General features: G+C 45.4%; 21 protein-coding genes. 8 read left to right on the forward strand and 13 right to left on the reverse strand.

Annotation, left to right across the window (positions count from 1 at the left end):
- Positions 1 to 85 precede the first annotated feature (85 nt).
- Complete coding sequence (locus tag KUL49_RS08900) at positions 86 to 1,381, reverse strand: hypothetical protein (protein ID WP_131137059.1); 1,296 nt, start codon at positions 1,379 to 1,381, stop codon at positions 86 to 88.
- A 178-nt stretch (positions 1,382 to 1,559) separates the two neighbouring features.
- Entirely contained in the window at positions 1,560 to 2,261 is a 702-nt protein-coding gene (locus KUL49_RS08905) for an HAD family phosphatase (protein WP_131137060.1), read from the reverse strand.
- 214 nt (positions 2,262 to 2,475) lie between these two features.
- Here KUL49_RS08905 and KUL49_RS08910 point away from each other — a divergent pair, with 214 nt between their 5' ends.
- Entirely contained in the window at positions 2,476 to 3,150 is a 675-nt protein-coding gene (locus tag KUL49_RS08910) for a hypothetical protein (RefSeq protein ID WP_014975642.1), read from the forward strand.
- A gap of 124 nt (positions 3,151 to 3,274) precedes the next feature.
- Here KUL49_RS08910 and parE read toward each other — a convergent pair whose 3' ends face one another.
- The 5 genes from parE to nudF form a co-directional block, all read right to left on the reverse strand.
- Entirely contained in the window at positions 3,275 to 5,170 is a 1,896-nt protein-coding gene (parE, locus tag KUL49_RS08915; RefSeq protein ID WP_131137061.1) for a DNA topoisomerase IV subunit B, read from the reverse strand.
- A 127-nt stretch (positions 5,171 to 5,297) separates the two neighbouring features.
- Positions 5,298 to 5,879: a YqiA/YcfP family alpha/beta fold hydrolase gene (locus KUL49_RS08920; protein WP_131137062.1), complete on the reverse strand. Its 582-nt coding sequence runs from the start codon at positions 5,877 to 5,879 to the stop codon at positions 5,298 to 5,300.
- Positions 5,880 to 6,006: 127 nt separating this feature from the next.
- Positions 6,007 to 6,810 carry a metallophosphoesterase gene (locus KUL49_RS08925; RefSeq protein WP_131137063.1) on the reverse strand — a complete coding sequence of 268 codons (804 nt, stop codon included), beginning with the start codon at positions 6,808 to 6,810 and terminating at the stop codon, positions 6,007 to 6,009.
- Positions 6,807 to 7,247, reverse strand: a complete 441-nt coding sequence (locus KUL49_RS08930) for a DUF1249 domain-containing protein (RefSeq protein WP_014975631.1) — start codon at positions 7,245 to 7,247, stop codon at positions 6,807 to 6,809. Before KUL49_RS08930 ends, KUL49_RS08925 begins: the two co-directional genes overlap by 4 nt.
- Positions 7,244 to 7,870, reverse strand: coding sequence for an ADP-ribose diphosphatase (gene nudF / locus KUL49_RS08935; protein ID WP_014948206.1), 627 nt, complete (start codon positions 7,868 to 7,870; stop codon positions 7,244 to 7,246). Before nudF ends, KUL49_RS08930 begins: the two co-directional genes overlap by 4 nt.
- A 296-nt stretch (positions 7,871 to 8,166) precedes the next feature.
- Here nudF and tolC point away from each other — a divergent pair, with 296 nt between their 5' ends.
- Positions 8,167 to 9,555 carry an outer membrane channel protein TolC gene (gene tolC / locus KUL49_RS08940; RefSeq protein ID WP_131137064.1) on the forward strand — a complete coding sequence of 463 codons (1,389 nt, stop codon included), beginning with the start codon at positions 8,167 to 8,169 and terminating at the stop codon, positions 9,553 to 9,555.
- 135 nt (positions 9,556 to 9,690) lie between these two features.
- Here tolC and KUL49_RS20790 read toward each other — a convergent pair whose 3' ends face one another.
- On the reverse strand, positions 9,691 to 9,843 hold the full coding sequence (locus KUL49_RS20790) for a hypothetical protein (RefSeq protein ID WP_014948204.1): 153 nt from the start codon (positions 9,841 to 9,843) through the stop codon (positions 9,691 to 9,693).
- A 210-nt stretch (positions 9,844 to 10,053) separates the two neighbouring features.
- On the opposite strand from KUL49_RS20790, the gene KUL49_RS08945 reads away from it, so the two are divergent.
- A complete protein-coding gene (locus KUL49_RS08945) occupies positions 10,054 to 10,908 on the forward strand; it encodes an ion transporter (RefSeq protein ID WP_110288529.1) in 855 nt (284 codons plus the stop codon).
- A 112-nt stretch (positions 10,909 to 11,020) separates the two neighbouring features.
- Here the strand turns inward: KUL49_RS08945 and prsT are convergent, their stop codons facing one another.
- A complete protein-coding gene (prsT, locus tag KUL49_RS08950; protein WP_131137065.1) occupies positions 11,021 to 13,795 on the reverse strand; it encodes an XrtA/PEP-CTERM system TPR-repeat protein PrsT in 2,775 nt (924 codons plus the stop codon).
- Between the two features lie 305 nt (positions 13,796 to 14,100).
- Between prsT and KUL49_RS08955 the strand changes: the two genes are divergently transcribed.
- The 3 genes from KUL49_RS08955 (at position 14,101) to KUL49_RS08970 (ending at position 18,727) form a co-directional block, all read left to right on the forward strand.
- On the forward strand, positions 14,101 to 15,891 hold the full coding sequence (locus KUL49_RS08955; RefSeq protein ID WP_014948201.1) for a DEAD/DEAH box helicase: 1,791 nt from the start codon (positions 14,101 to 14,103) through the stop codon (positions 15,889 to 15,891).
- Between the two features lie 129 nt (positions 15,892 to 16,020).
- On the forward strand, positions 16,021 to 17,403 hold the full coding sequence (gene cysG, locus KUL49_RS08960; RefSeq protein WP_039224905.1) for a siroheme synthase CysG: 1,383 nt from the start codon (positions 16,021 to 16,023) through the stop codon (positions 17,401 to 17,403).
- 319 nt (positions 17,404 to 17,722) lie between these two features.
- Positions 17,723 to 18,727, forward strand: coding sequence for a hypothetical protein (locus KUL49_RS08970; RefSeq protein WP_242633786.1), 1,005 nt, complete (start codon positions 17,723 to 17,725; stop codon positions 18,725 to 18,727).
- A gap of 7 nt (positions 18,728 to 18,734) precedes the next feature.
- Here the strand turns inward: KUL49_RS08970 and ccoG are convergent, their stop codons facing one another.
- The 3 genes from ccoG to KUL49_RS08985 form a co-directional block, all read right to left on the reverse strand.
- Positions 18,735 to 20,108 (reverse strand): cytochrome c oxidase accessory protein CcoG, encoded by a 1,374-nt coding sequence (ccoG, locus tag KUL49_RS08975; RefSeq protein WP_131137068.1) that lies wholly within the window; start codon positions 20,106 to 20,108, stop codon positions 18,735 to 18,737.
- Between the two features lie 234 nt (positions 20,109 to 20,342).
- Entirely contained in the window at positions 20,343 to 21,740 is a 1,398-nt protein-coding gene (locus tag KUL49_RS08980) for a PLP-dependent aminotransferase family protein (protein ID WP_131137069.1), read from the reverse strand.
- Between the two features lie 93 nt (positions 21,741 to 21,833).
- The gene (locus KUL49_RS08985; RefSeq protein ID WP_014978266.1) at positions 21,834 to 23,231 is read right to left on the reverse strand and encodes a PhoH family protein; all 1,398 of its coding nucleotides are present in this window, start codon (positions 23,229 to 23,231) and stop codon (positions 21,834 to 21,836) included.
- Positions 23,232 to 23,752: 521 nt separating this feature from the next.
- On the opposite strand from KUL49_RS08985, the gene KUL49_RS08990 reads away from it, so the two are divergent.
- Together KUL49_RS08990 and KUL49_RS08995 are read left to right on the forward strand one after the other, a co-directional pair.
- The gene (locus tag KUL49_RS08990; RefSeq protein ID WP_131137070.1) at positions 23,753 to 24,421 is read left to right on the forward strand and encodes a hypothetical protein; all 669 of its coding nucleotides are present in this window, start codon (positions 23,753 to 23,755) and stop codon (positions 24,419 to 24,421) included.
- Entirely contained in the window at positions 24,393 to 25,151 is a 759-nt protein-coding gene (locus KUL49_RS08995; RefSeq protein ID WP_165477894.1) for a M1 family metallopeptidase, read from the forward strand. Before KUL49_RS08990 ends, KUL49_RS08995 begins: the two co-directional genes overlap by 29 nt.
- 1 nt (position 25,152) lies before the next feature.
- Here the strand turns inward: KUL49_RS08995 and KUL49_RS09000 are convergent, their stop codons facing one another.
- Positions 25,153 to 25,944 (reverse strand): DUF4019 domain-containing protein, encoded by a 792-nt coding sequence (locus KUL49_RS09000; RefSeq protein WP_131137072.1) that lies wholly within the window; start codon positions 25,942 to 25,944, stop codon positions 25,153 to 25,155.
- Between the last annotated feature and the right edge of the window lie 179 nt (positions 25,945 to 26,123).

Consider the following 26,123-nt stretch of genomic DNA (forward strand, 5'->3'; position numbering starts at 1 on the left):
TCTATAAACGAAAAGCCCGCTTTATTTGCGGGCTTTTTTTGACATTAGCTTCTCGCTTACGGCGAACTCTCACGCGCCTTACCGCTTATTTTTGATAAAGCGGTAGCAAGGCAATTCTCCGCATAATTTCCTGCACTTCTTTCAAATAGGCTTCACTGTCCACCCGCTGATATTGTTCAGTAAACGCTTGCTTACTTAAGCCTTCGGGCAGGCCTTCAATAGGCGGGATGATTTCAAGTTCACTTTGAATGCGCGCAATCGCGTTTTGCACTTCCATCGCTGAATTTGGATGGGTAGCGACCTTTGCAAACTCAGTACCCGACATGTCTGCCGCTAAGTCTACAAAGCTATAGCCCGAACCACCGTTGCCCCTGTCCATTAGCTCTTTAAACTCACCAATTGCTAGGGACATACCTTGTTCTGCCATTAACTCTAATGCAGCAGAAATAATAAAGTGACGAGCCAAATCGTTGCGCTTGTGCAGCACTGCCCCTCTGCGAGGCTTTAACGCCTTATCGGCATCTGGCTGTATGTCGCCCACCAGAGTCCCAACACGATGATGCCCAACGTAAACCGCTAAAGCGAGGATTACCGCATTGTTATGCAGTACTGCATCTTCAGGGGTTTGGCTTTGTTCTCGCGCCCGTGCCATCCCTTCACGCAAGTATTCAATAAGAGATACTGGTTTATTTGATAAGGCTATTTCTCTACCAGACAAATAACGTAAATAGTACGCAGATAACTGCTGAAGCTCGGTCTGTTCGCTTACCGACATATTCGACGCCACTACGTTTAACTCGCTTAGCAGCTCATCTAAACGCCCAACATCAAGGGTAAGTTCACCGCTTCTCATGGTCACACGTTCAACCCGCGATAACGCAATGGTGGCTATTTCTGATTGCGTATAAGAGTTCACCGTACGCTCTAAAAACCCAAGTAAAAAACGACCCGGAATGGTTAAGTCGCCAACTTGGACTTGCTCTATACGCAAGCTATCTCCAGGCAGTACTAGTGCTGACGCATTTACATAATACCCCGTATTGTTGATAGCGTAAGTGACGTTAATGGTTCCCGCCAACGGCGTGATATTCACTACGCCCTTAAAGTCAGGTAGTGCGCGCTGTAACACACCCACTAAGCTTTCGACTTGGGTTTCGGTGAGCGTAACTTGATGCCCCTCTTCTCGGCGGGAAAACGCCTGTTGCAGCTGACCGAGGAGTTCATTAACGCTATCAGCACCATCTAGCTGTGTGGGCGCTGTCGATGCGACTAATGGCGTTTTTTGCACAGCCATAACCGTAATCGTAGCAACGCTTACTACAAGCAGAACCACAATGATGGCAAGAGTAATCAAAAGCCATTTTACGCTACGCAAAATCATGAGAAATCAGCTGTACCTGTCATTACATTGAATAAAAAATAAGTTAGCGCCTCTGGCGTTCTTTGCTGTAAAACAAAGAAAGTTACGCCCTAACGTGCTGGTTATACTACGTTATCTATTTTCGCGCCACCAGTGACAAGTGGCACGACAAGTCGGCAATTAACCACCACCGCATTCGCTAAAAAACGAGTTCGCAGTCCACCCAGTCTTTCAAGCTTGTATACCGCACTGTGGCCCCAGACAAGTCATGATGTTTCGACAAATCCGTGGGTATCACAACGCAGGCTAGGTTTGCAGCAAGTGCCGCTGTCATGCCGGTTTGCGTGTCTTCAATTGCCACACATTCACCGGGTGTTTTTCCTAGCTTGTCCATTGCAAGCGCGTAACAATCAGGTGCTGGTTTGCTGTTTTCGACATCTTCCACGGCAACCACGCAAGAGATAAAAGCACTCAAATGATACTGAGATAAGGTTTTTTCCACCGACTTTTTACTTCCCCCAGTCACAATGCCAATGGTATAGCCTTTGTTTGCACATTGTTTAATAGCTTCCTTAGCAAACGGCATTAAGGGGAAAGCTTGCTTATCTAAGTAGTCGCTAATGCTTTTGTGTTTTTGCTCTGCTAGCTGCTGCGGCGCTACATCAATATTAAAATGTTCGACGAGATCGACAGCATTTTGCTTTACTGGAATACCCGCCATCACTTCACAATAAAAATCTTCGCTTAGTTCAACATCGTACTTCAGCAAAATGTCTTTCCACAGGTCAAAATGTACGGATTCTGAGTCAATAAGGGTACCGTCGTGATCAAATAATAGCGTTGTGGTTTTATCGCTTACTGCTAACTGGCGTGTTGATGAAGAAACTGAATGCAATGCCAAAATAAACCTCCTTGCTAATTTAAAGTTAAAGTTGAGAAAATATATTGGGTGTCATCGATCCCGCAAAAACGATAACACCTTTAGCCCCTGCTGCAGTGCTTTGTTAATAGTGATTGTTTGCATGCCATATGTCAGAACATGCCAGAACAGTGCCAGTCCTGTGATACACTGGGGCATTCACGAGCTAGAACATTTTCAACGTGGAGCAAATTGGGTGCTTTACCACATACTAGGTTTTGCCAGTGCTGCGCTATTTTTACTGACATGGTTAGGATTATGGTCACAAATTAAGGCCATGACGCGCTTTCAAGTGCCCGTTTCTAGCGAAAGTGACGATGCTAACCACAGTCTGTCACTTAACCAGTTTGGCTCTAGCTATTTTGCCTTTTTCTCAATTTTCCTATTTGGCATTTCGGTAGAGCCTTTCAACCATTACTTGGTGTGGACACGATTTGGCGCGCTCATACTTACGCTCATTATCATTTGGAAAATATGGCAACACAGGCGCACTACAATTTCAGGTTACGTTGCCGCTGTTGCTCTGCTAGCTCTCATTGGTGGCACACTTTCCATTGCTTTTCGCCCTTTCCCAACGCTTGCACAGCTTGGCGCAAATACCTTAATGCTGGTCGTTACCGTTATCTTATTTCAAGGTTCACTGCACCAGTGGTTTGTACTGCAGCGCAGACAAAAAGTGGGGTCGCTGTCATTTGCGCTGTTTCGCAATATATTGATAAAAGACGTTAGCACTTTATTGTTTGGCCTAACAATGCCATTAAGCCAAAGCTGGCCGCTACTTATCCTAAACGGCACCAGCGTAATTATGCGTGGCAGTATTTTATTGCAGATGCACAAACTAAAACGCCGAGAAATTTCCGTATCAGGATAGTATCTCGGCGTTTTCGATTTGCTTCATGTAGCGATAAGACTGCTTGTCTAGCGGTCACTTGTTTGTACAGCGTTATCAATACACGCTTCTATAAATAAGCACGAAAGCGGCGCGTTTCTGCAATCTACAACGCCACTTCAGCCATATTACCTTTACTTTCGAGCCATATTTTACGGTCGCCAGAACGCTTCTTAGCAAGTAGCATGTCCATCAACTCCATCATTTCTTCCGCGTCTTCAATGGTCAGCTGAACAAGGCGACGGGTGTTCGGGTCCATGGTTGTTTCGCGAAGCTGTAGCGGGTTCATTTCACCCAAGCCTTTAAAGCGCTGTACGTTGACTTTACCGCGTTTCTTTTCCGCTTCAATTCGGTCAAGAATGCCCTGCTTCTCGCCTTCATCTAGCGCGTAATACACCTCTTTGCCTACATCTATTCTAAATAGCGGCGGCATAGCAACATACACATGACCTTGTTCAACCAAGGTTCTGAAATGACGTACAAAGAGCGCACATAGCAACGTTGCAATGTGTAGCCCATCGGAGTCAGCATCGGCAAGAATACATATTTTACCGTAGCGCAAACCAGACAGGTCCGTCGAGTCTGGGTCGATACCCAGCGCAACTGAAATATCGTGAATTTCCTGTGATGCCAATACCTGAGAAGAGTCAACTTCCCAGCTATTTAAGATTTTACCGCGCAGCGGCATAATTGCCTGAAACTCTCGGTCTCGCGCTTGCTTAGCCGAGCCACCCGCCGAGTCACCCTCTACTAAAAACAGTTCAGAGTAAGAAATATCTTGTGATGAGCAGTCGGTCAGTTTGCCTGGTAGTGCCGGCCCTTGGGTAACCTTTTTACGGGCAACCTTTTTGGTCTGACGCAGACGGCGCTGTGCATTGTTGATACACATTTCAGCAAGGGCTTCAGCAATTTCCGTATGCTGGTTTAACCAAAGGCTGAATGCGTCTTTCACCACGCCTGATACAAACGCGCTGGCCTGACGTGAAGACAGGCGTTCTTTAGTCTGCCCGGCAAACTGCGGGTCCTGCATCTTAGTCGACAGGATATAGGCACAGCGGTCCCAAATGTCATCTGGCGATAACTTAACACCTCGGGGCATTAAGTTTCTAAATTCGCAAAATTCGCGCATTGACTCTAGTAAGCCTTGGCGCAGCCCGTTAACGTGTGTACCGCCTTGCGCTGTAGGAATAAGGTTAACGTAGCTTTCCGTTACCAAATCACCACCTTCAGGCAACCACATTACGGCCCAATCGGCGGCTTCTGTGTTGCCGCTGAATGTACCTACAAATGGCGTGTCAGATGGTAAGGTTTCAAACTCCTCTACCGCTTGATACAGGTAGTCTTTAAGACCGTCTTCGTAATACCACTCTTGGCTTTCTTTGGTGATCTTGTTGTCGAAACGAATGCGCAGACCCGGGCTTAATACCGCTTTTGCACGCAAGTTGTGTACAAGTCGGCTGGCGGAGAATTTTGCCGAGTCGAAGTATTGCGGGTCAGGCCAGAAGTGAACACGGGTTCCTGTATTGCGCTTACCGCAGGTATCAATAACTTGTAAGTCTTCGACTTTGTCGCCGTTTTCAAAGGCAATTTGGTATACGTTACTGTCTCGTCGAATAGTTACTTCTACGCGAGTTGAAAGCGCGTTAACTACCGAGATCCCCACCCCGTGAAGACCACCAGAGAAGGCATAGTTTTTATTTGAAAATTTACCACCCGCGTGAAGCTTACATAGAATAAGCTCTACGCCTGATATCCCTTCTTCAGGGTGGATATCTACCGGCATACCACGACCATCGTCGATAACTTCTAACGATTGGTCTTCATGCAAAATAACTTTGATGTTAGAGGCATGCCCAGCAAGCGCTTCATCCACACTGTTATCTATGACTTCCTGACCCAAATGATTAGGTCGGGTGGTGTCGGTATACATACCAGGGCGGCGTTTTACGGGGTCAAGGCCGTTTAAAACCTCGATAGCATCTGAATTGTATTGATTTGACATAGTTATGGTTGTTATTTAAGCCAGCGACAAAGAAAGAGGTACGCAGCACTAAGGTTAGCTATAGTAAGCATAGCGCCGCACAGCATAGGTTTGATGTTAGCAGGGCGAGTAAAGACTGGCAATGCGCTTATTTCAGCAAAAACTCGGCAATAGCAGGTAAGTGATTTTCATAACCTACAAAGCTGTGATCGCCACCTTCTTCAATGACCAGATGACTTTGTGCGTACTTTTCAGCAGCTAAGCGGTAATCCAGTGTTTCATCCTCGGTCTGAAGCAGCACTTTATAATTGCCTGGCGTTTTAATTGAGGCAGCTTCTAATGCTTGAATTACTCCCATATCGCTTTCTACTATTTCAAACTTTTCTTTGCTGTACGGGTTTTCATGAGTTCCAATAAAGCCTTGCAGCAGTTCGTAAGGGCGAACAGCAGGATTGATCAACACGGCTTTGCCACCAAACTTTTCAAGCAAAAACGTAGAGAGATACCCCCCCATTGAACTCCCAATAAGTTTCAGCCCATTTTCAAGCAATGCCGGAGTGTTCTCAATAAGTGAAATTAGCTGATCTTCCACTTTGCTAGGAAAATTAGACAGCTCAGGAATGTGTAAGGTAACGTTTGAATGATGCTGCTCAAAATACGCTTTAGTGGCTTGCGCCTTAATGGATTTCGGCGAACTTAAAAAGCCGTGGAGATATAAAATGTGCTGCATATTTTTCTCTACTCTGTGTTCTCTGTTCTTTTTTGTTTCTTTGTTTGCTCTAAACTCGATGCGAGTATGAAACGGGTTTTAACGCCAAACGCGCCGAGCGCATCCTTCAAAGCCAAGCTCGACTGAGCTAAACCCTAACAACGGTAACGTTTGCCGTGCCGTCACCCATTAAACTCATCACCTGGTACCCCGGCGCTTCATTGCTAACACCAAACTCGGGCCGCATTTTCCACTGCCAACATGTAGAAGGGCTGCCGTAAGAAGGCGTATTGTGCTTTCCTATCAGCTGGCGCAACGGCGAATGTACGTGTCCGTGTAGGAAGGCTTTTATCTGCGGATATTCATCTGTAAGCGATACTAACCGCTGAGCATCACTCAAAGAGTGCTTATCCATCCAACTGTTCGAAGGCAATATGTGATGATGAAGCGCAACAAGATGATTTGTCTGCGGCGACGTAGTTAACGATTGCTCAAGCGCCTGTATATCGCTTTCTTTTACTTCCCCCGCTGCCGTATGCATATTACTTGTAGCGCGGGTATCCATGCCGTGTATTTGCCAATTGCACAAGCTTAACGAGTCATTGTTTTGTAAGTGCCGACTGCCAACGTACTTTTCGAAGTACGGATTATTGTCATGGTTTCCCGCCAGCACAAACCATTCTATATTTGCTGGCTCAATATGTTGCTCCATCAATGCAATAAAATGCTGATAGCTCTCAGGGGAATTATCGCCGCTAATATCCCCAGTAACCAGCACGACTACTTGGTGCTTTGCTCTCTGTTCTGGCTCACTTGCAACTTCTTGAACAATGTAATTTTGGATATCAGAAAGCACGCGTGCTAGTGAATCATAGGGCGCGATGCCCGCATATCCCGTCTTATCTTTGTCTTTTAGTAAGTGGCAATCACTTAGCTGAATGAGTGTTATCACGCTTCAGAAGTAACGTTTGAGGAATGTTGCAAACAGAAGTTTAGCCATTCAGCTAAAAAGATATTCACCATGTGCTTTTCGTTACGCTGGCGCATTTTTAAATTCGGATACTCGTACGACGGTTCAAGCGCTCCCGTATTTTGGCTATTGATAACCTCTGCCATACGCGCATCGTGATATAAGCGTACCGTCATGCTGGGCGTTAAATATGAGGGCATATCTTTAGTGGTTTGCTTAATGCTTAACGTACTGGTGTAGCGAGCAGACTCTACAATACGTATTTCATAAGACAGGCCGACACCAACCGAAAATTCATAGCTCAAATCTTCCGTATCGCAATCAGGCAAAATTCTCAGAACATGGGAGTAGTTCAGTTCGCAAAGCGCCTGCATTGAAGGAAGATGAGGTACGTATTTTCGTTGATTGCGTTGTGTCACGATGTCTGCCACTGCTCCAGAAGTTGTGTTTTGTGCATAAAGAACCATTGTAGCGCAATTACCGCTGCGGCGTTGTCAATATGGCCATTTTCCAACCATTCAAGGGCGGTATTTTCTTTTATTCGATGTACTTTAATGTCTTCAGACTCGCTTTCTAGGCCGTGAATGCCTTGCGCTTGGCTAGCATCAGTCTTTGCTATAAAAATGTGTAATCTTTCGGTCGTGCCGCCCGGGCTGGATAAATAACTCAGCGCTTTGGTTAATTTATCTAGGGTAATACCTGCCTCTTCCATCGACTCTCTATGGCATACAGACTCCGGTGTTTCTCCTTTGTCGATCATGCCCGCGATAATTTCTATTAACCAAGGGCTTGAAGATGTGGCTAATGCCCCAATTCTAACTTGCTCAATGAGCACAAACTCTTGGAGTTCAGGATCGTAGGGTAAGACCCCCACCGCATGACCGCGTTCAAATATTTCTCGCGTGACCGTGTCGCTCCATTCTCCATTAAAACACTTGTGCTTAAATTGATACTGATTCATGGTAAAGAAACCACGATACACTGGCTTAATGTCGGTGATTTCGACGTCATTTGAGGTAAATGAAAGGAATTCCTTGCTCATTTGCTGACACTTATGGTTCAAATAGATTTATCATACATAGTACATTTACACACCAACCATGTATACGCATGAAAAATGCGATACGGCGTGTGAGCGAATAACAGAAAACTCATATTACAAGTCGTCTATTACTATAATAATTGCGTGGGTAGATCACATATTCTGTTACAGTTAATCGAATACTGTTACGAGTTTGGACTTTCGGTTTGTGGTTGAATTTTCATACACTTGGTTTTAATAAGTCGTCTCAACGAATAAACGACGACGCAACTTGAACACAACAGGAAGACGTAAGCATGAAACGAACACTTCTGTCGCTAGTTATCGGTGTTTCGATGACAACTGGTGCGCTAGCCGATGACCTAATGCAGGTATATCAACAAGCACTGGCGAACGATCCATTGGTAAATCAAGCGAAAGCGCAACGTGATGCTGCGTTCGAAGGAATCAGTCTTAACCGCGCAAGCCTACTACCCCAAATCTCTGGCTCTGTGGGTTACACTCACGCCGAGTCTGAACGCTTTCAGCAGCTTGGTCCGGATACGTCCTTTACATCAGATACTACTGTCGACACCACGGATTATGGTATTTCCCTAACAATGTCGCTTTATGACCACGCAAACTGGCTTAACTTGAATCGCGCCGAAAAAATTGCAGAACAAAGCGATGCACAACTTGCCGCTAGCATGCAAGACGTTATCGTGCGTACGGTTACAGCTTACTTTGACGTATTGCGCGCTCGTGACAACGTAGAATTTGTAGGTGCTGAAAAACGCGCCATTGAGCGTCAGCTTGAGCAAACACGCCAGCGCTTCGAGGTTGGGCTAACAGCTATTACTGACGTACACGAAGCACAAGCGAACTACGACAGTACAGTAGCTCAAGAAATCCAAGCGAAAAACCAGCTTGAGTTTGCCCTTGAAGCACTTCGTGTTATTACCGGCAAGTACCACGACCGCCTTTTCGGTCTAAATACAGAGAATTTCTCTGCGACTATGCCAGTACCAGAAACGGTAGACAGCTGGCTAGAGACCGCGCAGGACCAAAACCTTGCTCTATTAGTTGACCGTTTGGCCATGGACGTGGCAAAAGAGGACATCGCCATTGCACGTTCAGGCCACTTACCAACCTTGGCATTGTCGGGTCGATATGGCCGCTCTAAAGACGATGTTGAAGGTGAGTTTATTACTGATGATGGTCAAACCGCACCCGTTGCTTACGACACGCCGTACCTTGATAGTAAGTCAATAGGTGTAACGCTCAGCGTTCCAATCTATCAAGGCGGTAGCGTAAGCGCGCAAACGTCGCAAGCGAAGTACAACTACGTAGCGGCCAGCCAAGCCGCAGAGCAGACGTATCGTCAAACGGTACAGTCAGTTCGTAGCTCGTTTAATAACGTAAAAGCGTCTATCTCTACTATTCGTGCTCTTGAGCAGTCAGTGGTGTCTGCAGATAGCGCACTTAAAGCCACAGAAGCGGGCTTTGATGTAGGTACACGTACTATTGTTGACGTATTGGACAGCACCCGTAACTTGTTTGATGCACGTCGTAACCTTGCGGGCGCACGCTATGACTTTATTCAGTCAGTGGTTACGCTTAAGCAAGCGGCAGGTACATTGACAGGTGAAGATGTGGCTATGATCAACCGTGGTCTTAAGCCAGCAGAAACCAAAACCAATGGCTAACATTAAGTAGTTGATTGCGCCAAGCGCTGTCAAAAGAATGAAAGGGTAGCCTATGCTGCCCTTTTTTATGCCTACTAGTTTTACTTAGTTAATAGCAAAAGCAGGCTCTATCCAAACGGTGATGAGAAAGGAATGCTACGCCGCGGGCGTAAATCTTTTTAGTGCACTGAGCAGTTGGCGATATTCTGCGCGCAAGGCTTCAGCATTTTGTTTTGTTGGCGCGAAATTAGATAGGCGTTCAGCCACGATATGCAATTTCTCTTGCAACAACCGTAATTCATCATCCATGATTATGCCCTTTATTTTTAAGCCTATGTATTTGGCTAGATAAGCGTTTAGGTCACGTGTGGCGACACAGGTTTTAAAACGCCTTTTGTGCCCCTACATTTGTAAGCAATAAGTGCCTTTATTCAGCACTACTGATTATTTAATATACCGCCAATCGCGCTTACCACAAGCCCTTTGGTTATATGGTTTTTCTTTGAGTGATAAATAGAAATGCAAGCCTCTGAACTTCAAAATAAATTTGAGCGCATTCGAGCCAATAAATGGTTCGAAGCCTTTGTAATTAGCGTTATCGTTATTTCAGCGCTTCTCGTAGGTGCCAAAACCTATGAATTGCCAGCAGGCATGTCATCCGTCACGTTATTCTTAGATTGGTTTATCAGTGCATTCTTCCTGACAGAGATCACCATACGATTTTTGGCTGAAAAACGTAAACGCTACTTTTTCAAGAGCTTTTGGAACTGGTTTGACACACTGATTGTGGTCATCAGTCTCATTCCTGCAGACGACACTGAGCTGGCACTTATCGCTCGTTTGGTGCGAGTATTCCGCGTCCTGCGTATGATCTCGATCATCCCCGAGCTTAGGATCCTGTTAGTTTCTTTGGTTAAAGCACTGCCCCAATTAGCATATGTCATGCTGTTGATGTTTATCATTTTCTACATTTACGCAGCTATAGGCAGTACTTTATTCGAAAACATCAATCCCGTGCTGTGGGGCGATATCACTATCTCGATGCTAACGCTCTTTAGAATTATGACATTCGAAGATTGGACCGATGTAATGTACGAGACTCAGGAGGTTTACTCGCTAAGCTGGATTTTCTACCTTACCTTTATTTTCTTTACTGCGTTCGCGTTCTTGAACATGGTGATTGGGATCGTGGTGAACGTGATGGAAAGAGAAAACGAAAAAGCACGAGCAGAAAAAGAAGCCGCTTTACTCGAAGAGCAAATTGCACAAGGAAACGTAGAGCCAACCCTTCAAGATGTAATGAAAGAACTACGAGAGCTAAAGGCGCAGATTACTGCTAATAACGAACATAGCACGGTAAGCAAAACCAGCTAGGCGCGTTTTGCTCCAATAGCATAATTGAAAAAGGCCACATTGATGTGGCCTTTTTCGTTTCTCGCAAATGGAAGGTTTAGATTTAAGCTACGGCATAATAAGCTATACGAGCCTAAATCCCGTACTGCTGCTTAAGCGACTCAGCCCTTTGTTTTGCAGCTTCAGACTTAAACTCTCGACTTGCTAGCTTGCGCGAGGCAAGCGCTTTTTTATCGAGTTCAAGCAATACACTCACGTGATTTAAATACACATCGTCGTTCGCAATAGGACGTGCAGAAACTTCTTCGTACAGTTTGAGGGCAGCGGCTTTATCACCTTTAGCCACATAAATCTGCGCTAGCGTATCTACTGCGTCAGCGTTCTCACGTTGCAGTGATACGGCTTTTTTAGCGAGTTCTTCAGCTCGAGTAAGGTTTTTATCTTCAAACGCCAAATACGCTAAGTTGTTTAAGACAACAAAGTTATCCGGTGTTTTAGTTAGCACCTGCTCATAGGTTTTAATGGCTGCTGCTCTGTCTTTGCCGATTTGACGCTCTGCTAACAGCATGGCGCTTGGAATGTCGTTACTGTGCGCCTGAACGTGTTTTTCAAGAAACGTAAATGCCTGAGCTTTTTTACCCGACATCTCAAGCGCCGCTATCAACAACAAAGCGTTATCTGAGTTAGGCGTAGCGTCATAGGCGGCTTTGGCATGCTCTACAGCTTGCTCAGGCGCTTTATCGATAAGATGCAAGCGCGCTATTACGCCTCTAACGAAAGGCAGAGCCTTAACATCATCGGCCGTGCTATTAATGATTTCCCATGCAGGTTTTGCCTGCCCAAGTCGGCTGTGAAAGTAAGCTTTCAATAAGGTTAACTGTGCATCTGGACGTTTAGCCAACACCTTATTGGTTAACGTCAGCCCCTGATCAAATTGCTTTTGAGAGTCGACAATCAGCAACTTACCCAATACCGCATTTTTATCTTGCGGGTAAAACGATAGCCAACGATCGAAAAACGCTGTCGCGTCTTCTACATTGTTGGTGGCGATAAGCGCTTGACCCTTTAAGTTCCAAAACGCTTGTGGCGACGCTTCATTACCTTCGACATCTGACAAAAGCGAAACCGTTTTATCAAGCTGACTGTTCAACGAGTACATTCTTGCAAGGAGAAGTCTTAAGTTCAGATTTGTTTTATTGGTGTTGAACTGTGTTTGAGTATGCTTGATAACGTCCTGTGCGTTCCCGTTTTCCATTGCGAGGGCAAACCATAGCGCTAGCGCCTGTACATCGGCGGGGTTCTTATCAATAAAGGCGCGAACAAAGGAAATCGCGTTATCGTTTTTACCTTCGGCTACCAGTAATTTAGCGCGAGAGTAAAACACCTCATTCTTTGCACCTTCTAGCTCACTGGCTTTATCTAGATATTGGGCGGCCTCTTGGTAGGCTCCTTCTGCCGTCGCAATGTTCCCTAGGTAAATAAGCGGAGCTGCAGTTTCAGGTGACTGTTCATGCCACTCTTTCGCCGCACTTTTTGCTTTTTCAAGCTGACTAGTAGCAATGTAGGCGCGAAGTAATGTGGCTTGTGACGTCACAGACTCTGGCGACTGCTCTACGGCTTGTTCAAGATTAACTAAGCCATCAATATCATTTAGTGACAACTGCAAAACACCTAAACGAGATAAATCTTCTGCTGTGGTACTCACCGCTTCAGACTTTGCCACCATTTGCTGTGCACCGACTACGTTCCCGTCTTTTAAAAGCTGATAACTTGCCTTAGAGAATAGTGCGGCATCAATACCTTGTTCGCCTTCTACCCTCGCTAATACTTCAAGCGCTTCATCATTTTCACCGAGCTGCAGCATGCTGTCTGCCAGCATACGAAGACCAGGGTGATTATCAGGAAGACTAGAAGCCACCATTGTCAGGTGACGCTGTGCCGCTTCAAAGTCTTGTATTTGATATGCACTGAAGCCCGCAACCAAACGCACGACCTGATCACTTCTTCCATTTTGAACGGCAATTTCCAAGTGCTCTAGGGCCTTAGCATAATTTTCGTTGGCCGACTCAATGATGCCTTTAAAGGTATTAAGCAGCGGATGGTTTTCATTTAAGGTCAACAAGTCATCTACAATAGGTTCTGCTTTGTCGAGCTCTCTTATTTCAATCAGTAGCGCTGCATAGGCAAATTTGCTGGTTACGTCGTCAGGATACTGACTCACATACACGCCGTAGACTTCGGCAGCTTTACTCGGCTCACCTTTTTGAAGATAAATTTTTGCTAGCTGTTGTAGCACGTCTTTATTGGTGGGGGCTTGTTCTCGCAGCTTCTCGGTGGCGGCTAGCGCTCCATCCATGTCGTTGTCTAAAACAAAGGCATAACTGTCAATAAGGCCTTTGTAGACTGAGCTCGTATCTAGGGTTGATAAATCAGCCAGTAGCGTTTGAGCTTCTTCGTTTTTACCTAGCTGCATTAAAGCCTGTAGCTTATAAAAACCCACCTCGGCTGATTCAACTGCTGACATCCCTTCTGCGCGATAATCTACTTCGGCCAGCGCATTTTCTGCGCCTGACTGTTGGTAAGCGACCGACAATAGAGGAATGACTTGGCTAACAGGATGCCCAAGTTCCATTGCCTTGTTGAGTTCTTTTTCAGCAGCTGAAAAATTACTTTCCTGCAAGTACAGCTTGCCAAGTTCGAAGCGCGGTGCTGCGGCATCGGGCGCTTTTTGAATGGCATTTTTATATTCAACAATGGCGGCGTCGATTTGTTGAGAAGAGGCGTAGTTCCTTGCATCTGCTAAATGGCTTTCCATTGATTTTTCACTACATCCAGATAAAAGCGCGCTGGTCAGCATCACCGCTAACGTTGTGCTTTTAAGTAATGTATTGGGTTTCATTTTTGTCATTGTAATTCCTTGCCCTACCTCAACTTTTTATTGTCACATCGCTACACATTGAAAATAGCGCATGGTGTACTGTTTATTATTTCATCTAAACTGTGCAATTTCGTGGCAACCTTGCCATTATTCGAATATAATATGGTTTTTTGCAACACTGCTGGCAAGCATATCGCGAAATACGCTACGAATACGCTTCATAAACTCGCCCGAAAGGCCAGTTCATCGCTGTATAGCGTCTTGCGATAATAAACCGAAAAAGTACGGTTTAATCGTATGCCGCACCCTCCTTACTTAATGCACCAGGATCCTTAATGACCACAACTGTCGACATGACATTTAAAGACCTCAATTTACCAGAACCTATCTTACAAGCCCTTGAAAAAGTTGGCTACGAGAAACCGTCTCCTATTCAAGCTGAGAGTATTCCTCTTCTACTTGAAGGTCACGATTTACTCGGTCAGGCACAGACAGGGACAGGAAAGACCGCTGCGTTTGCCCTACCTATGTTGGCAAATATCGATCCTGAAGAACGTAAGCCGCAATTACTGGTATTGGCCCCAACCCGTGAACTAGCTATTCAGGTTGCAGAGGCGTTTCAGGTTTATGCGAGCTTTAGTCAAAAAATTAAAGTACTTCCAGTATACGGCGGTCAGTCGTACGACAACCAAATTCGCCAGCTTAAGCGCGGCGTTCAGGTTGTTGTAGGTACCCCAGGCCGTATCATCGACCACATTAAGCGCAAAACGCTAGACTTAAGCGAACTTAAGTTCTTAGTGCTAGACGAAGCTGACGAAATGCTTCGTATGGGCTTTATCGATGACGTTGAACTTATTCTTAGCCACGCACCAGAAGAGCGCCAAACCGCACTGTTCTCGGCAACTATGCCTGGCCCAATTAAGAAGATTACTCAGCGATACTTGAAAGACCCTAAGCACGTTAAAATTGCGTCTAAGGTAAGTACAGCTAGCACCATTCGCCAGCGTTATTGCCAAATTGCACCACACCACAAGCTTGAAGCGCTAACGCGTATCATGGAAGTGGAAGTGTTCGACGGTATGATCATATTCGTACGTACGAAAACCGCTACGGTTGAACTAGCAGATAAACTCTCTGCTCGTGGTTACGACGTAGAACCACTAAACGGTGATATTCCTCAGGCAGCTCGTGAGCGCACTGTTGAAAAACTTAAACAGGGTAAAATTGATATCCTTGTCGCTACCGACGTTGTAGCCCGTGGTCTTGACGTTGAGCGTGTAAGCCACGTTATTAACTACGATATTCCGTACGACAGCGAATCTTACGTACACCGTATCGGCCGTACTGGTCGTGCTGGTCGTCAAGGTGATGCGATCCTATTTATCTCTCATCGCGAAAAGCGCTTGTTATTCTCTATCGAGAAAACTACCAAGCAGCCTATTGAAGCAATGCCAATTCCTTCAATTAGCGAAATTAATGAAACACGTTTAAGCCGCTTCAAACAATCAGTTGCCGAAGCAACCCAAGACGATAGCATTGAATCACTAATGCCTATTGTTGAGATGATTAAAGAAGAAAACGAAGCGTCCCCTGAAGTATTGATGGCGGCACTGCTTAAAATTGCGCAAGGCGACGAACCGTTAATTCTTAAAGAATCAGATCGTCCAGATATTAACAGCAAGCCTCAGCGCGACAGCCGCGAGAGAAACTCTCGTGACCGTGATGGTCGTGAGAGAAAGCCAAGAGTTCCTCGTGGAAACCGCAAGCCTGAAGAAGGCATGCAGCGCTTCCGCATTGAAGTAGGTCACGTACATGGTGCGAAGCCTGGAAATATCGTTGGCGCTATTGCTAATGAAGCAAACATAAATTCGAAGCACATTGGCGCTATCGAAATTTATGACAACTTCAGCACGGTAGACCTTCCTGAAGGTATGCCTAAGGAAACGCGCGATACGCTACAGGGCACCCGTGTTGCTGGTCAGCGTTTGAATATTCGCGAATGGTCAGATACACCGCCGGCTAAAGGTCGTGGCGATCGTGGTAACCGTGGTGACAGAGCGCCTCGCGGCAATCGTGAAGACCGCCCTAATCGCGGAGATCGCGAAAACCGTAAGCGTAAGAACTAAATAGCAATACATTCAGCCTTTATATAACTAATAGCAATATAAAGGCTGTTTTCGTTGTTTTCTAATTAAAAAGAATTGGCGCAAAATAGTGTCAGTTCTTTTTTTGTATTTGAAGCTAAGAAAACCTTTATGGATTACTTTCCGTTATTCCTAGACGCCAGAAAACTCAATGTTCTAATTGTTGGGGCTGGTGAAGTAGCAGCCCGTAAGCTAGAGCTTATTATGAAGACACCTGCGACCATCACTGTAGTGGCGCCTTGGGTTTGCGATACGGTGAAGCAATTGGCGCAAAATGAGAAAGTAACACTTATTGAACGAGAGTTTGAAAATAGTGATCTCACCCATAAAGATATGGTCTTCATTGCCACCGATAAAGGCGATGTTAATCAACATATTCACGACTTAGCGCGCGCTAACAAAGTGTTGGTGAACGTGGTGGACAATACGCCGCTTTGCCAATTCATCACCCCCTCTATTGTTGACCGCTCTCCTATCGTTATTGCTATGAGTAGTGGTGGTGTAGCGCCTGTTTTGCTTCGTTATTTACGTCAAAAGTTAGAGACTGTACTGCCTGCTAACCTAAGTCGACTTGGCGCATTTTCTGAAAAATTCCGCGAAAAAGTAAAACAAACGCTTAATGGCGTTACCGCTCGTCGATACTTTTGGGAAGACGTGCTCGATGGTGACATTGCTGAAATGGTTGAAAAGGGCCAAGACAACAAAGCCGATGATGCATTCGAATTAGCACTGCAAGCCGCGGCTCAGGACAAAAAAGTAGAAGGGCAAGTGTATTTGGTGGGAGCAGGTCCTGGCGACCCCGATCTTCTTACCTTTCGCGCCTTGCGCTTAATGCAAAAGGCCGACGTGGTAGTCTATGATCGCTTAGTATCGCCGCAAATTCTTGAGCTTGTACGCCGTGACGCTGAGAAAATCTACGTGGGTAAGGCCAAAAGCAATCACACGCTTCCTCAAGACGACATTAACCAACTAATGGTTGATGAAGCTAAAAAAGGCAATCGTGTGGTGCGTTTAAAAGGCGGCGACCCATTCATATTTGGACGTGGTGGAGAAGAAATTCAAACACTTATTAAGCACGGTATTGAGTTTCAGGTTGTGCCGGGCATTACCGCAGCAAGCGGGGCATCTAGCTATGCGGGTATTCCCCTAACTCACCGCGATCACGCACAATCCGTGGTATTTGCCACCGGTCACCTAAAAAATGGCACTATCGACCTCAACTGGCCTGCCCTTGCACAGAAGAATCAAACCGCTGTGTTTTATATGGGTTTGACAGGCTTGCCGATTATCTGCGAAAAGCTCATTGAACACGGTCTTGATGCCAATACGCCTATCGCTTTAGTTCAATCGGCGACTACCGAAAAGCAGGCGGTACTAACAGGCACGCTGAGTAATATTGTGGCTAAGCAAGAAGAGGCGCAATTACAGCCTCCTACACTTATTATCGTCGGTTCAGTTGTTAGTTTACGTGACGAACTAAACTGGTACCAATAATCCCTTCCTGCCCCTTTGTGTAAATAAAGGGGCTCTGTACCAGCTTTCCGCTTATTAACAGCGGCAGGCCTACGCAAAACATGTACAATGTATTCAGCAACAACTCAGTGGTTTACCCACTAATCGACAGTTTTTGAATCAAGTAGCACAATCCCAAGATCTCTCAATGCATTATTAACGGCCACAGCCCTTTGCTAGGGTAATGGGCTGGCACGACCCAAGGCAAAGGCTTCAAAATAGCCTTTGCCTTGTTTTTTTCATTTTCACGCGCATACTCACAAAATAAGTGATCAATTATTGAGTTACCCCAACGATAACAATGAAGCTTCACACTAACTCGAAAAAAAAGAACATTTGGCGCTTTATTAGTAAGGTAGCGAGATACCTTGGTCTTGCTACGATCCTTGTGGTTTTCCATGTTCAGCATGCGCTCTCTGAACAACTCGAGTTCAAAAGAAAGAAGACTGATACCGGCATTCAGTTCTATTACGAATGGATTGACGGTGCGAAGCAGCGACATAACCTCAGGTTTGAAATTCCCTTTGAGTCAATTGAAGACTTGCCGCTAAGGCAAACTAATTACAAGCCCAAAATAGCACAGCGACACGTGACTGTTGCGTTGACCAAAGCAGCAAAGGCTATCGACCCCAAGGACGCAAAAGTAACAATCAAGCCCATGAGAGAAGCCATTAATATTAAAGTGTCGGGGACTGACGAAGAGAAAATAGAAGACGTTCAAGCGCATTTACGTGACGTACAGCAAAACGCTTACGATAGCTACTTGCATGAACATTACTTCACGCGCTTTACGACCATATTTAACCAAAGTGCCATAAAGCCAGATCACCTGCGTTACATCTCTGAGTCAGTAAAACCTTTGGTGTCCGTTTCTCAAGCGTTTTACGAGAAAGTCGCGTCTGAGTCAGATTCTAGAGCCTATTTTTCTTTAATTCTCAGTTGGCTGCAAAGCATCCCTTACGACACGTTAGAAGATAGAGTAGTGAGTAATGGCTCTGGGTATGCGCCGCCCATAAGTGTGCTTATGCAGAACCTAGGGGACTGTGACAGTAAAGCAGTGTTAGCGTCTTCAATGGTAAGAGCTTTTTTACCTACTACAAAGATGATTGTGCTTTACCTGCCCAACCATGCCTTGCTTGGAATTGCATTAACCCCCATGGCAGATGACCGAACCATAGAGCACGATGGCGACGTTTACGTGCTCTATGATCCTACGGGTCCGGCACTCATTCCTTTCGGGCAAGTATCCGAAGATACAGAGCGCAACATTGTGACCGGGCGCTACCAAGTGGAAGTAGTAGAGTAAGTTTCATCTACATTTGCCTGTTATTCCCTGAATAGAACATCACTTCACTGCCAATCACACTGTTGGTAGATTTATCGATAATAACAAAGCTAACAGATTGCATGATATTAGCCATTGGCGACAATGCTTCAACTGAAAACGGCACATTTCGCTTTTCGCCTGGTGCTACGTTTATAGTCGGTACGTTAATAAGCTGCATACCTGATGGCGTTTCTATAGCAATTTCATAGGTTTTGGCCACGCGGGATTTATTTAAAACGGTTAACGTATAAGTGTTTTCAATGTGTCCCGCGTTGTTCTCTCTGTAAAGCGCGTTGCGGTCACGGCTAATTGAAGCTTCGAAGTCCTGCCTGTCGATAGCCCACTCGCCCATTGCGAGCAGTATGGCAATGATTGCGGCGCCGTAAAGATAGTTAGTGAATTTACGCCCAGAATTCCTGCCGGCTCGCGAAAAATTGATAAGTTTGAGCGGATAGCCAAATTTGGCCATGACCTTGTCGCATGCGTCAATACACAGGCCACAGTTAATGCACTCGTACTGAATTCCTTCACGAATATCTATGCCTGCCGGGCAGACTTGAACGCATAAATTACAATCGACACAATCGCCCAAGTCTTTGTGCTGTGAAAAACGCTTCCTTGGTCCGCGACTTTCTCCTCTCGTTTCGTTGTAAGTAACCAATGACGTACTGTTATCAAACATCGCAGCTTGAAAGCGAGAATAGGGGCACATGTGCGTGCACATTTTCTCTCGAAGCCAACCGGCATTGGCATAAGTGCAAACGGCAAAGAACATTGTCCAGCCTGAAATTAACGCAGGCGCAGAGAAAGTGAAAAACTCCGTATATAGACGAGATGCCGGATAGAAGTAAGACATAAAAACCAGCGCAGTAATAAGGCTTAATGCCAACCATGCACTGTGTTTTGCCCCCTTCACGACTACTTTTGTTAGTGAGCTAGGCTGCTTATCTAAAGCCTTGCTTTGATTGTGCGTACCTTCAATACGGCGCTCTACCCAATTGAAAGCGAGAGTCCATACGGTTTGAGGGCAAGTAAAGCCGCACCATACTCGCCCGTAATGACGGGTTACTAAAAACAAAACAAAAGCCGCAAGAATAAACAGAAAGGCAAAAATCATGAGGTCTTGTGGATACAACACCCATGTAAAAAGCGTGAGGGTTTGACGCCCCACGTCAAACAAAATCGCCTGCTGTCCTTGGTATTGAATAAAGGGGAGCGCAACAAACAGCGTCACTAATACTACATTCAAGTATCGACGTATTTTTTGAAAGTGCCCGGTTTCCTCACGGATATAGATTTTTTTGCTTTCTACGGGTGTACAAGCAATGATGTCTTCTTGCCGAATTTTAACTGCCGTCATTAGCTTTCTCCGAAAATTTTGCGCTAATGGTAGGGATTTAAGGCCGTTAAAATAGAAACAGATTAGGGGTTTCTTTATAGATCAGTTGCAATAGATTTTAAGGAGTAGATATTTAAGGCGTAGACTTTGAAGTCGCAGATTTTTAAGGTGTATGTTTTTCTTGTTTCAAACTTGCTCCCTTTACAGAATGTGCAAAAACTACGGTTTGCGTTACACAGAGTGATAACGCGTTATTTATGAAAGACTTTTTATAAATAGCGAAAGCTTAAGCAGTTGATTGCGCTTCGCTTCATTCAGAGCAAACGATGCATTTAAACGAAAACAATGGTTAAACTCATTGGTTAAGCTAAACAGTTTTCCTGGCGCAATGGTGATGTGTAAACGCAACGCTTCTTTATAAATAGCCATTGCATCAACATGCCCCCGGCATTCCACCCACAAAAAATAGCCGCCGCTATGTGTATGAATAGTCGCAACGTCTGATAGAAGGTCGGTAAGCAGCGCCGTTATCGTCTTCTTACGAGCGATGAGTTTTTTTCGCAGCTGCTTTAAATGAGACTCGTAATTTTTTGTGGATAAATAGTCTACAAGCGCAAGCTGTATCGGCGCACTGGTTGCCAATGTACTCATAAGCTGCTGTTTTTGTATTTCAAGGGCACGCTTACCTGCGGCGACCCACCCTATTCTGTACCCTGCCACTAAAGACTTGGAGAACGATGAACACAACATGCTATCTCCCTCTTTCATAAAATGCATAATTGGCAGAGGTGGACGCTTATCAGCATAAAGCTCGGCATACACATCATCTTCAATAAGGGCAACATTATACTTATCGAGTAACACGGCCGCCTGCTGTTTTTGACCGTCACTCAATGAGTATCCAACTGGATTTTGAAAGTTGCTCATAAGCCAGCAGGCTTTCACATTATGATTTTTAAATGCGCGCTCAAGTGCAGCTACATCCAGGCCAGTGTTGGGTGATACCGTTACAGTAATCGCTTTTAGACCTAAACGTTGAAGCGCCTGAAGCGTTCCATAAAACACCGGCGACTCGACCACCACCCAGTCTCCTGGTGTGGTGCATGCCTGCAAACTCAAGTTCAGCGCCTCTAGCGCACCAGCGGTAATAATGATTTCATCAGGCGATATATTCACGCCTTTGGCGGCATAGCGCTTAGCGATGATTTTTCTAAGGTCCAGGTTACCTGGAGGCAAATTATCCATGGCGCTGGTCAAGGAAATTTGCTGGGCGGCAGCTGCAATAGACTTATTTAAATGTTGCCTTGGATAAAGGCTTGGGTCGGGGTAAGCAAATCCTAAACTGAACATGTGGGGGTCGCGAGAGGCCTGCAGCACTTCATATACAAAGTCGTTAATGCTGACGGCTTCTGTGGCCTGTACACGTTCTTTTGAGGAATTGCTCGCTTTAGCTGTTACCAGAAAGCCCGAACGTTCTTGGGAGCTGACTATGCCTTGGCTTTCTAACATCTGATAGGCGTGCAGCACTGTCATTAGGCTGAAGCCTGTTTGTGCTGCCTGTTTGCGAAGCGATGGGAGTTTTTCGTTTTCTACCCACACGCCGCGCTCAATCTGCTCTTTAAGTTGGTGAGCTAAAACTTCGTATTTAGCCACGTTATACTCCGATAGTTCCCACCAGCGGAGTATAACAGTGAGGACAGTATTCTGTTATAAAAACAATACTACCAATTTACGCATTATCTTAGGTTATAGATTTTCTTCAGCAAAACTCGCAAGACGACTTCTTACCACGCCGTCTAAGTTAATGGTGGCACTGCCCGAAAAGTCTTTAAACTTCTCAACCAAGTAAGTAAGCCCCGAGGTCACTGCGCTCAGATAGTTACTGTCTATCTGCGCCAAGTTACCGCCCACTATCAGCTTCGTTCCTTCACCACAACGTGTGATGATCGTTTTAAGCTGTGACGCGGTTAAGTTCTGCGACTCATCCAAAATCACAATCGCATTTTGAATACTTCGGCCTCGCATAAAGTTTACCGACTTATACTGAATGTTGGCTTTTTCCATGATGTAATTCATAGAACCTTTGGTATTTTCGTCGTGCTTGTGGAGTACTTCCAAAGAATCGGTAATTGCTGCCAACCAAGGCAACATTTTTTCTTCTTCCGTTCCCGGCAAGAAGCCAATGGACTCAGCAATTTCCGGCGTGCTTCGCGTGACAATGATTTTGTCATACATGTTACGCTCTACCACCATTTCAAGGGCTGCAGCTAACGCAAGGAGCGTTTTACCACTACCGGCAGGGCCTGTGAGAATAACCATATCAATGTGTGGGTCTAGCAGCGCATGAAGCGCCATGGCCTGCCCTATATTTTTGGGTGTGATGCCCCAGGCATGACGACCCATCAAGCGTTCGTAACCTAAATCCAACACCTCTAAATGATCGTCGGTGATCTCTTCTACTAAGCCTGCAAACTGTTTAGTTTCGTCGAGCAAAAACTCGTTTACATACGCTTCTGGCAACATAGACTTGGGGATAGTGTGAATAGTGTCGCGCCCTTCGCTGCGGCTATCCACGCTTTTTACGCTATCCCAAAAATTACCTTCAAAGGTATGAAACCCGCGAGATAAATATTTGATGTCAGTAATTAGCTGGTCGGTGCGGTAGTCTTCAACATGAGCGAGGCCTGCCCCTTTCGCTTTAAGGCGCATGTTTAAGTCTTTGGTAACCAACACCACTTTTTGCGGCGCGAACGTCTTTTGCAAGTGCAGCGCTACGTTAATAATGCGGTTGTCATTCTCGTTGCTGGTAAACACTTGCTGAGCCTCAACCATGTTGAGGTCGGCAAATATAGACAGACTCCCTGTAGGTGCCGTTTGACCCGCGCCCAACCCTTCCATCGATACACCCGCTAGCATATCTTCTGGCGTTGCGTCGTGGAGTAAATCCTCCATTGCCCGAATGGATACCCGTGCATCACGCGCCACGTCTTTTTTGCTGTCTTTGATGTAGTCGAGCTCTTCCAATACGGTCATTGGAATAACAACGTCATGTTCTTTAAAGGAGAGAAAAGCGTGAGGTTCGTGCAGCAGAATATTGGTATCGAGGACGTAAATCTTAGTATCGGTAGAATTTTTTCTTGGCATCCTTCACTCCGGTAAATAAAGCCAGGTTAGACGTATTGTTCATTTATGAACGCACGCGCTAACAAGCTACAGTTACGGTTGTAGGAGAATGCCGCTCGAAACAGGACTTCTTCCCCTACTCGCGTCGACTGAGAAGCAGTACTACTCTTTCTGCCTCAAAGGTTCGTTTGTTAAATTAGCGAACCCTTAATTCCACCATAATCCAGTTTTTGAGATTTAGCACTGTTTTTTCTTTTTATTTTTCGTTAGAACAAGTGAGAAGCGACGAACAGTCCTTTCACGTTATATGAGATAGCACAGCGCTCCCATTCTGCATTAAACAAGAAACTGGCATACTTGGTTCGTAACAAATGCTCACACTTTAACTACAGTTAGCGCAGTTTTAGCTGCGTTTTTGATACCCAAATAGGCTAAGGTGTATTTGTTGAAGCGGTGAATTAAACACGGGTGCTAACCCAATGCCACAACACCTCAATAAAGTGGATGCGTTTAAATTAATAACACTCAGGGAAAGATCAGCTATGAATTGGCTTAACATCACAAAAATAAAAACGGCCATAAGCGTGACGTTAGCGCTACTGGCGTGCTTTAACGTTGAAATTGCATGGGCGAATAGCCAAGCGCTCAATGATTCTTCCCCTTCTACTATTCTAATCAAGGTTGAGAAAAGCACGGCTGATACGTCTGAAAAATGGGTAGTCACTTACACATTAACTACGCCAGCCAAAACGCTGGCTTTTGTTAGAAACCCAGATACATCAAGAACAACACGTTGGTTCGCGCAAGACAATGACATAGAAATCGTCTTTGATAACGTCAAACACCAAGAACTTGTACGTTCGAAGTCAGGCAAGCCCCTCTCTACCGTGTCATTTTTACTGACACCCACCTATAAACACCTGGGTAAAGATTACGCACCATTTTCTCCTTTTTCTGATGGTGGAAATGCCTTTCACTCTGGGCGACTGTTTGCTTGTGCTAATGCCTGTACTGAAGAAGATAATAAATGGCACCTGACACTCAATGTTCCCAGTGATGAACACATAGTGTTGAATGGCAAAGTAATAAAAAGCAGCGTGTCGTGGACAGATAACAATGATGGAAGAGTCGTGTATGTGGGTAAGCAACAGCCAATTATTACCGATGATGTGGTTGCCCTAATTGATCCCGGGCTTCCTGAAAAGCATTAAAGCTTCGCTAGAAGAAGATATACCCAACATGATGGCGTTTTTCTCCCATTCTCTTAATCCGCTTAAGGGCGAAAAGCCCATGTTATTTGCCTCTTATGCAAACGTAGATGATCACTCTACACAAGGTGGAACACTACCTAACCAGATATTTATGCATTGGAACAGACAAGACTTAAATGAGCAGGCCGATAACAGCAGCTTTGTTAACCAAACACTTTGGTTCTTTGCTCACGAAGTCGCCCATTTATATCAGCCCGGCAGTACTGAAGGTGTATCAGAAAACGAGGAGCAGTCTTGGCTGCACGAGGGCAACGCCGACTACTTTGCGGCAATCGCCATGAACTTCCTCTACGAAGACGCCAATAGCTATGTTGAAAGCCGAATGACCCGCGCTTTCGAGAGCTGTACTGAAGGGCTGGCGCAGACAACGCTGGCTCGTGCTTATAAAAACGGACACTTCAATCTTTATTATTCATGCGGGATGATAATGCACCGCGCCATCGATAGCGTGGTGCAACAAAAAACGTTAGGTGAGGAGTCGCTGTTCACCGTATGGAAGCGACTTCAAAAAGCAGTGAATAGTGGCATGCCACCTGGCACAGCTACGTTCCTAACCTTATTAGAGCCCTACAATGCACCTGAACTTATCAAAGCCATCAACAATGCAACGAGCGATGATGCTTTCAAAGCCATTCAAGGAATTGAAACTTTGTACCAGTTACCTGAGTAGGCTACTTAATGAAGTAGCCTATTGCTTTATATTCGCCATCAACTTCCACCATAGAAAGGGTCTCTACTTTCATTGTGGTCTGGGAATCAAAGTCAGTGGTGAACGACAAAATTAGGTAGTTTCCTTTAGGCAATCCCGGCAGTGAAGTTGGCGCTTGTGCTAACGCGATTTCCCTCGACTTGGCTGCCCCCAATGGCTCCCTGACTAGCTGCATCGCCTCGGTCCATTTAGCTATTGAAATACCGCTTCTAAAAATAGCCCCACTCTCTTTCCAGCTTTGTTCATATTCACCGCTGTCGATAAGTTCCAGCCAACTTGTTGCATCTTCAAGGACTTCGCTACTGACATTAACTGGCTTGCCTTCTTCAATTACTTGGTTACTACCATTGTTCGCATTGACCGTTTGCGCATAATAAATAGCAACAAACAAACTGATGGCGAGCGCTAGCGTGACCCAAAGAACATGCTGGGGATTCAACGACGCTGGCCGGTCACCCTGCAGCTTAATTGAATGATGAGCTGCGGCATTCTCACCCGCAGTAGAAGTTTGCGAGGTTGGCTGCCCTTGAGCATGACTTGTAGTGGCGTGGGTTTCACCCATTAAAAGCGCATCGGGCGTCGTTTCGAAAACTGAAGCAAGTGCGCCTATTGAATCGTGTGATGCAGATTGTGTTTTCTCAATTCGCTGAATAGTACGCAAACTCAATCCAGACACATCTGCCAGATGCTGCTGACTCCATGCCCTAGCATTGCGAAGTTGTATAAGCTTTTGACTGTCTACTTTCATATCCATCTCGCGCTTCCTCCTGTTAGCTGCGATTCACATACGTTAAAAACGTAACGCGGTTAACAGTAAGAAATATCCATGGTCAGTGATACGACAGTTTTACGCCAACCCTGTGACAAAGCAAGCCTGATGGGCACGTTAACGTTCTTATTCTTTTGCTACCAGCATTCTCGTTGTGAAGCAAT

It is taken from the genome of Alteromonas sp. KUL17 (assembly GCF_006538305.1).
GTDB classification, from domain to species: domain Bacteria; phylum Pseudomonadota; class Gammaproteobacteria; order Enterobacterales; family Alteromonadaceae; genus Alteromonas; species Alteromonas macleodii.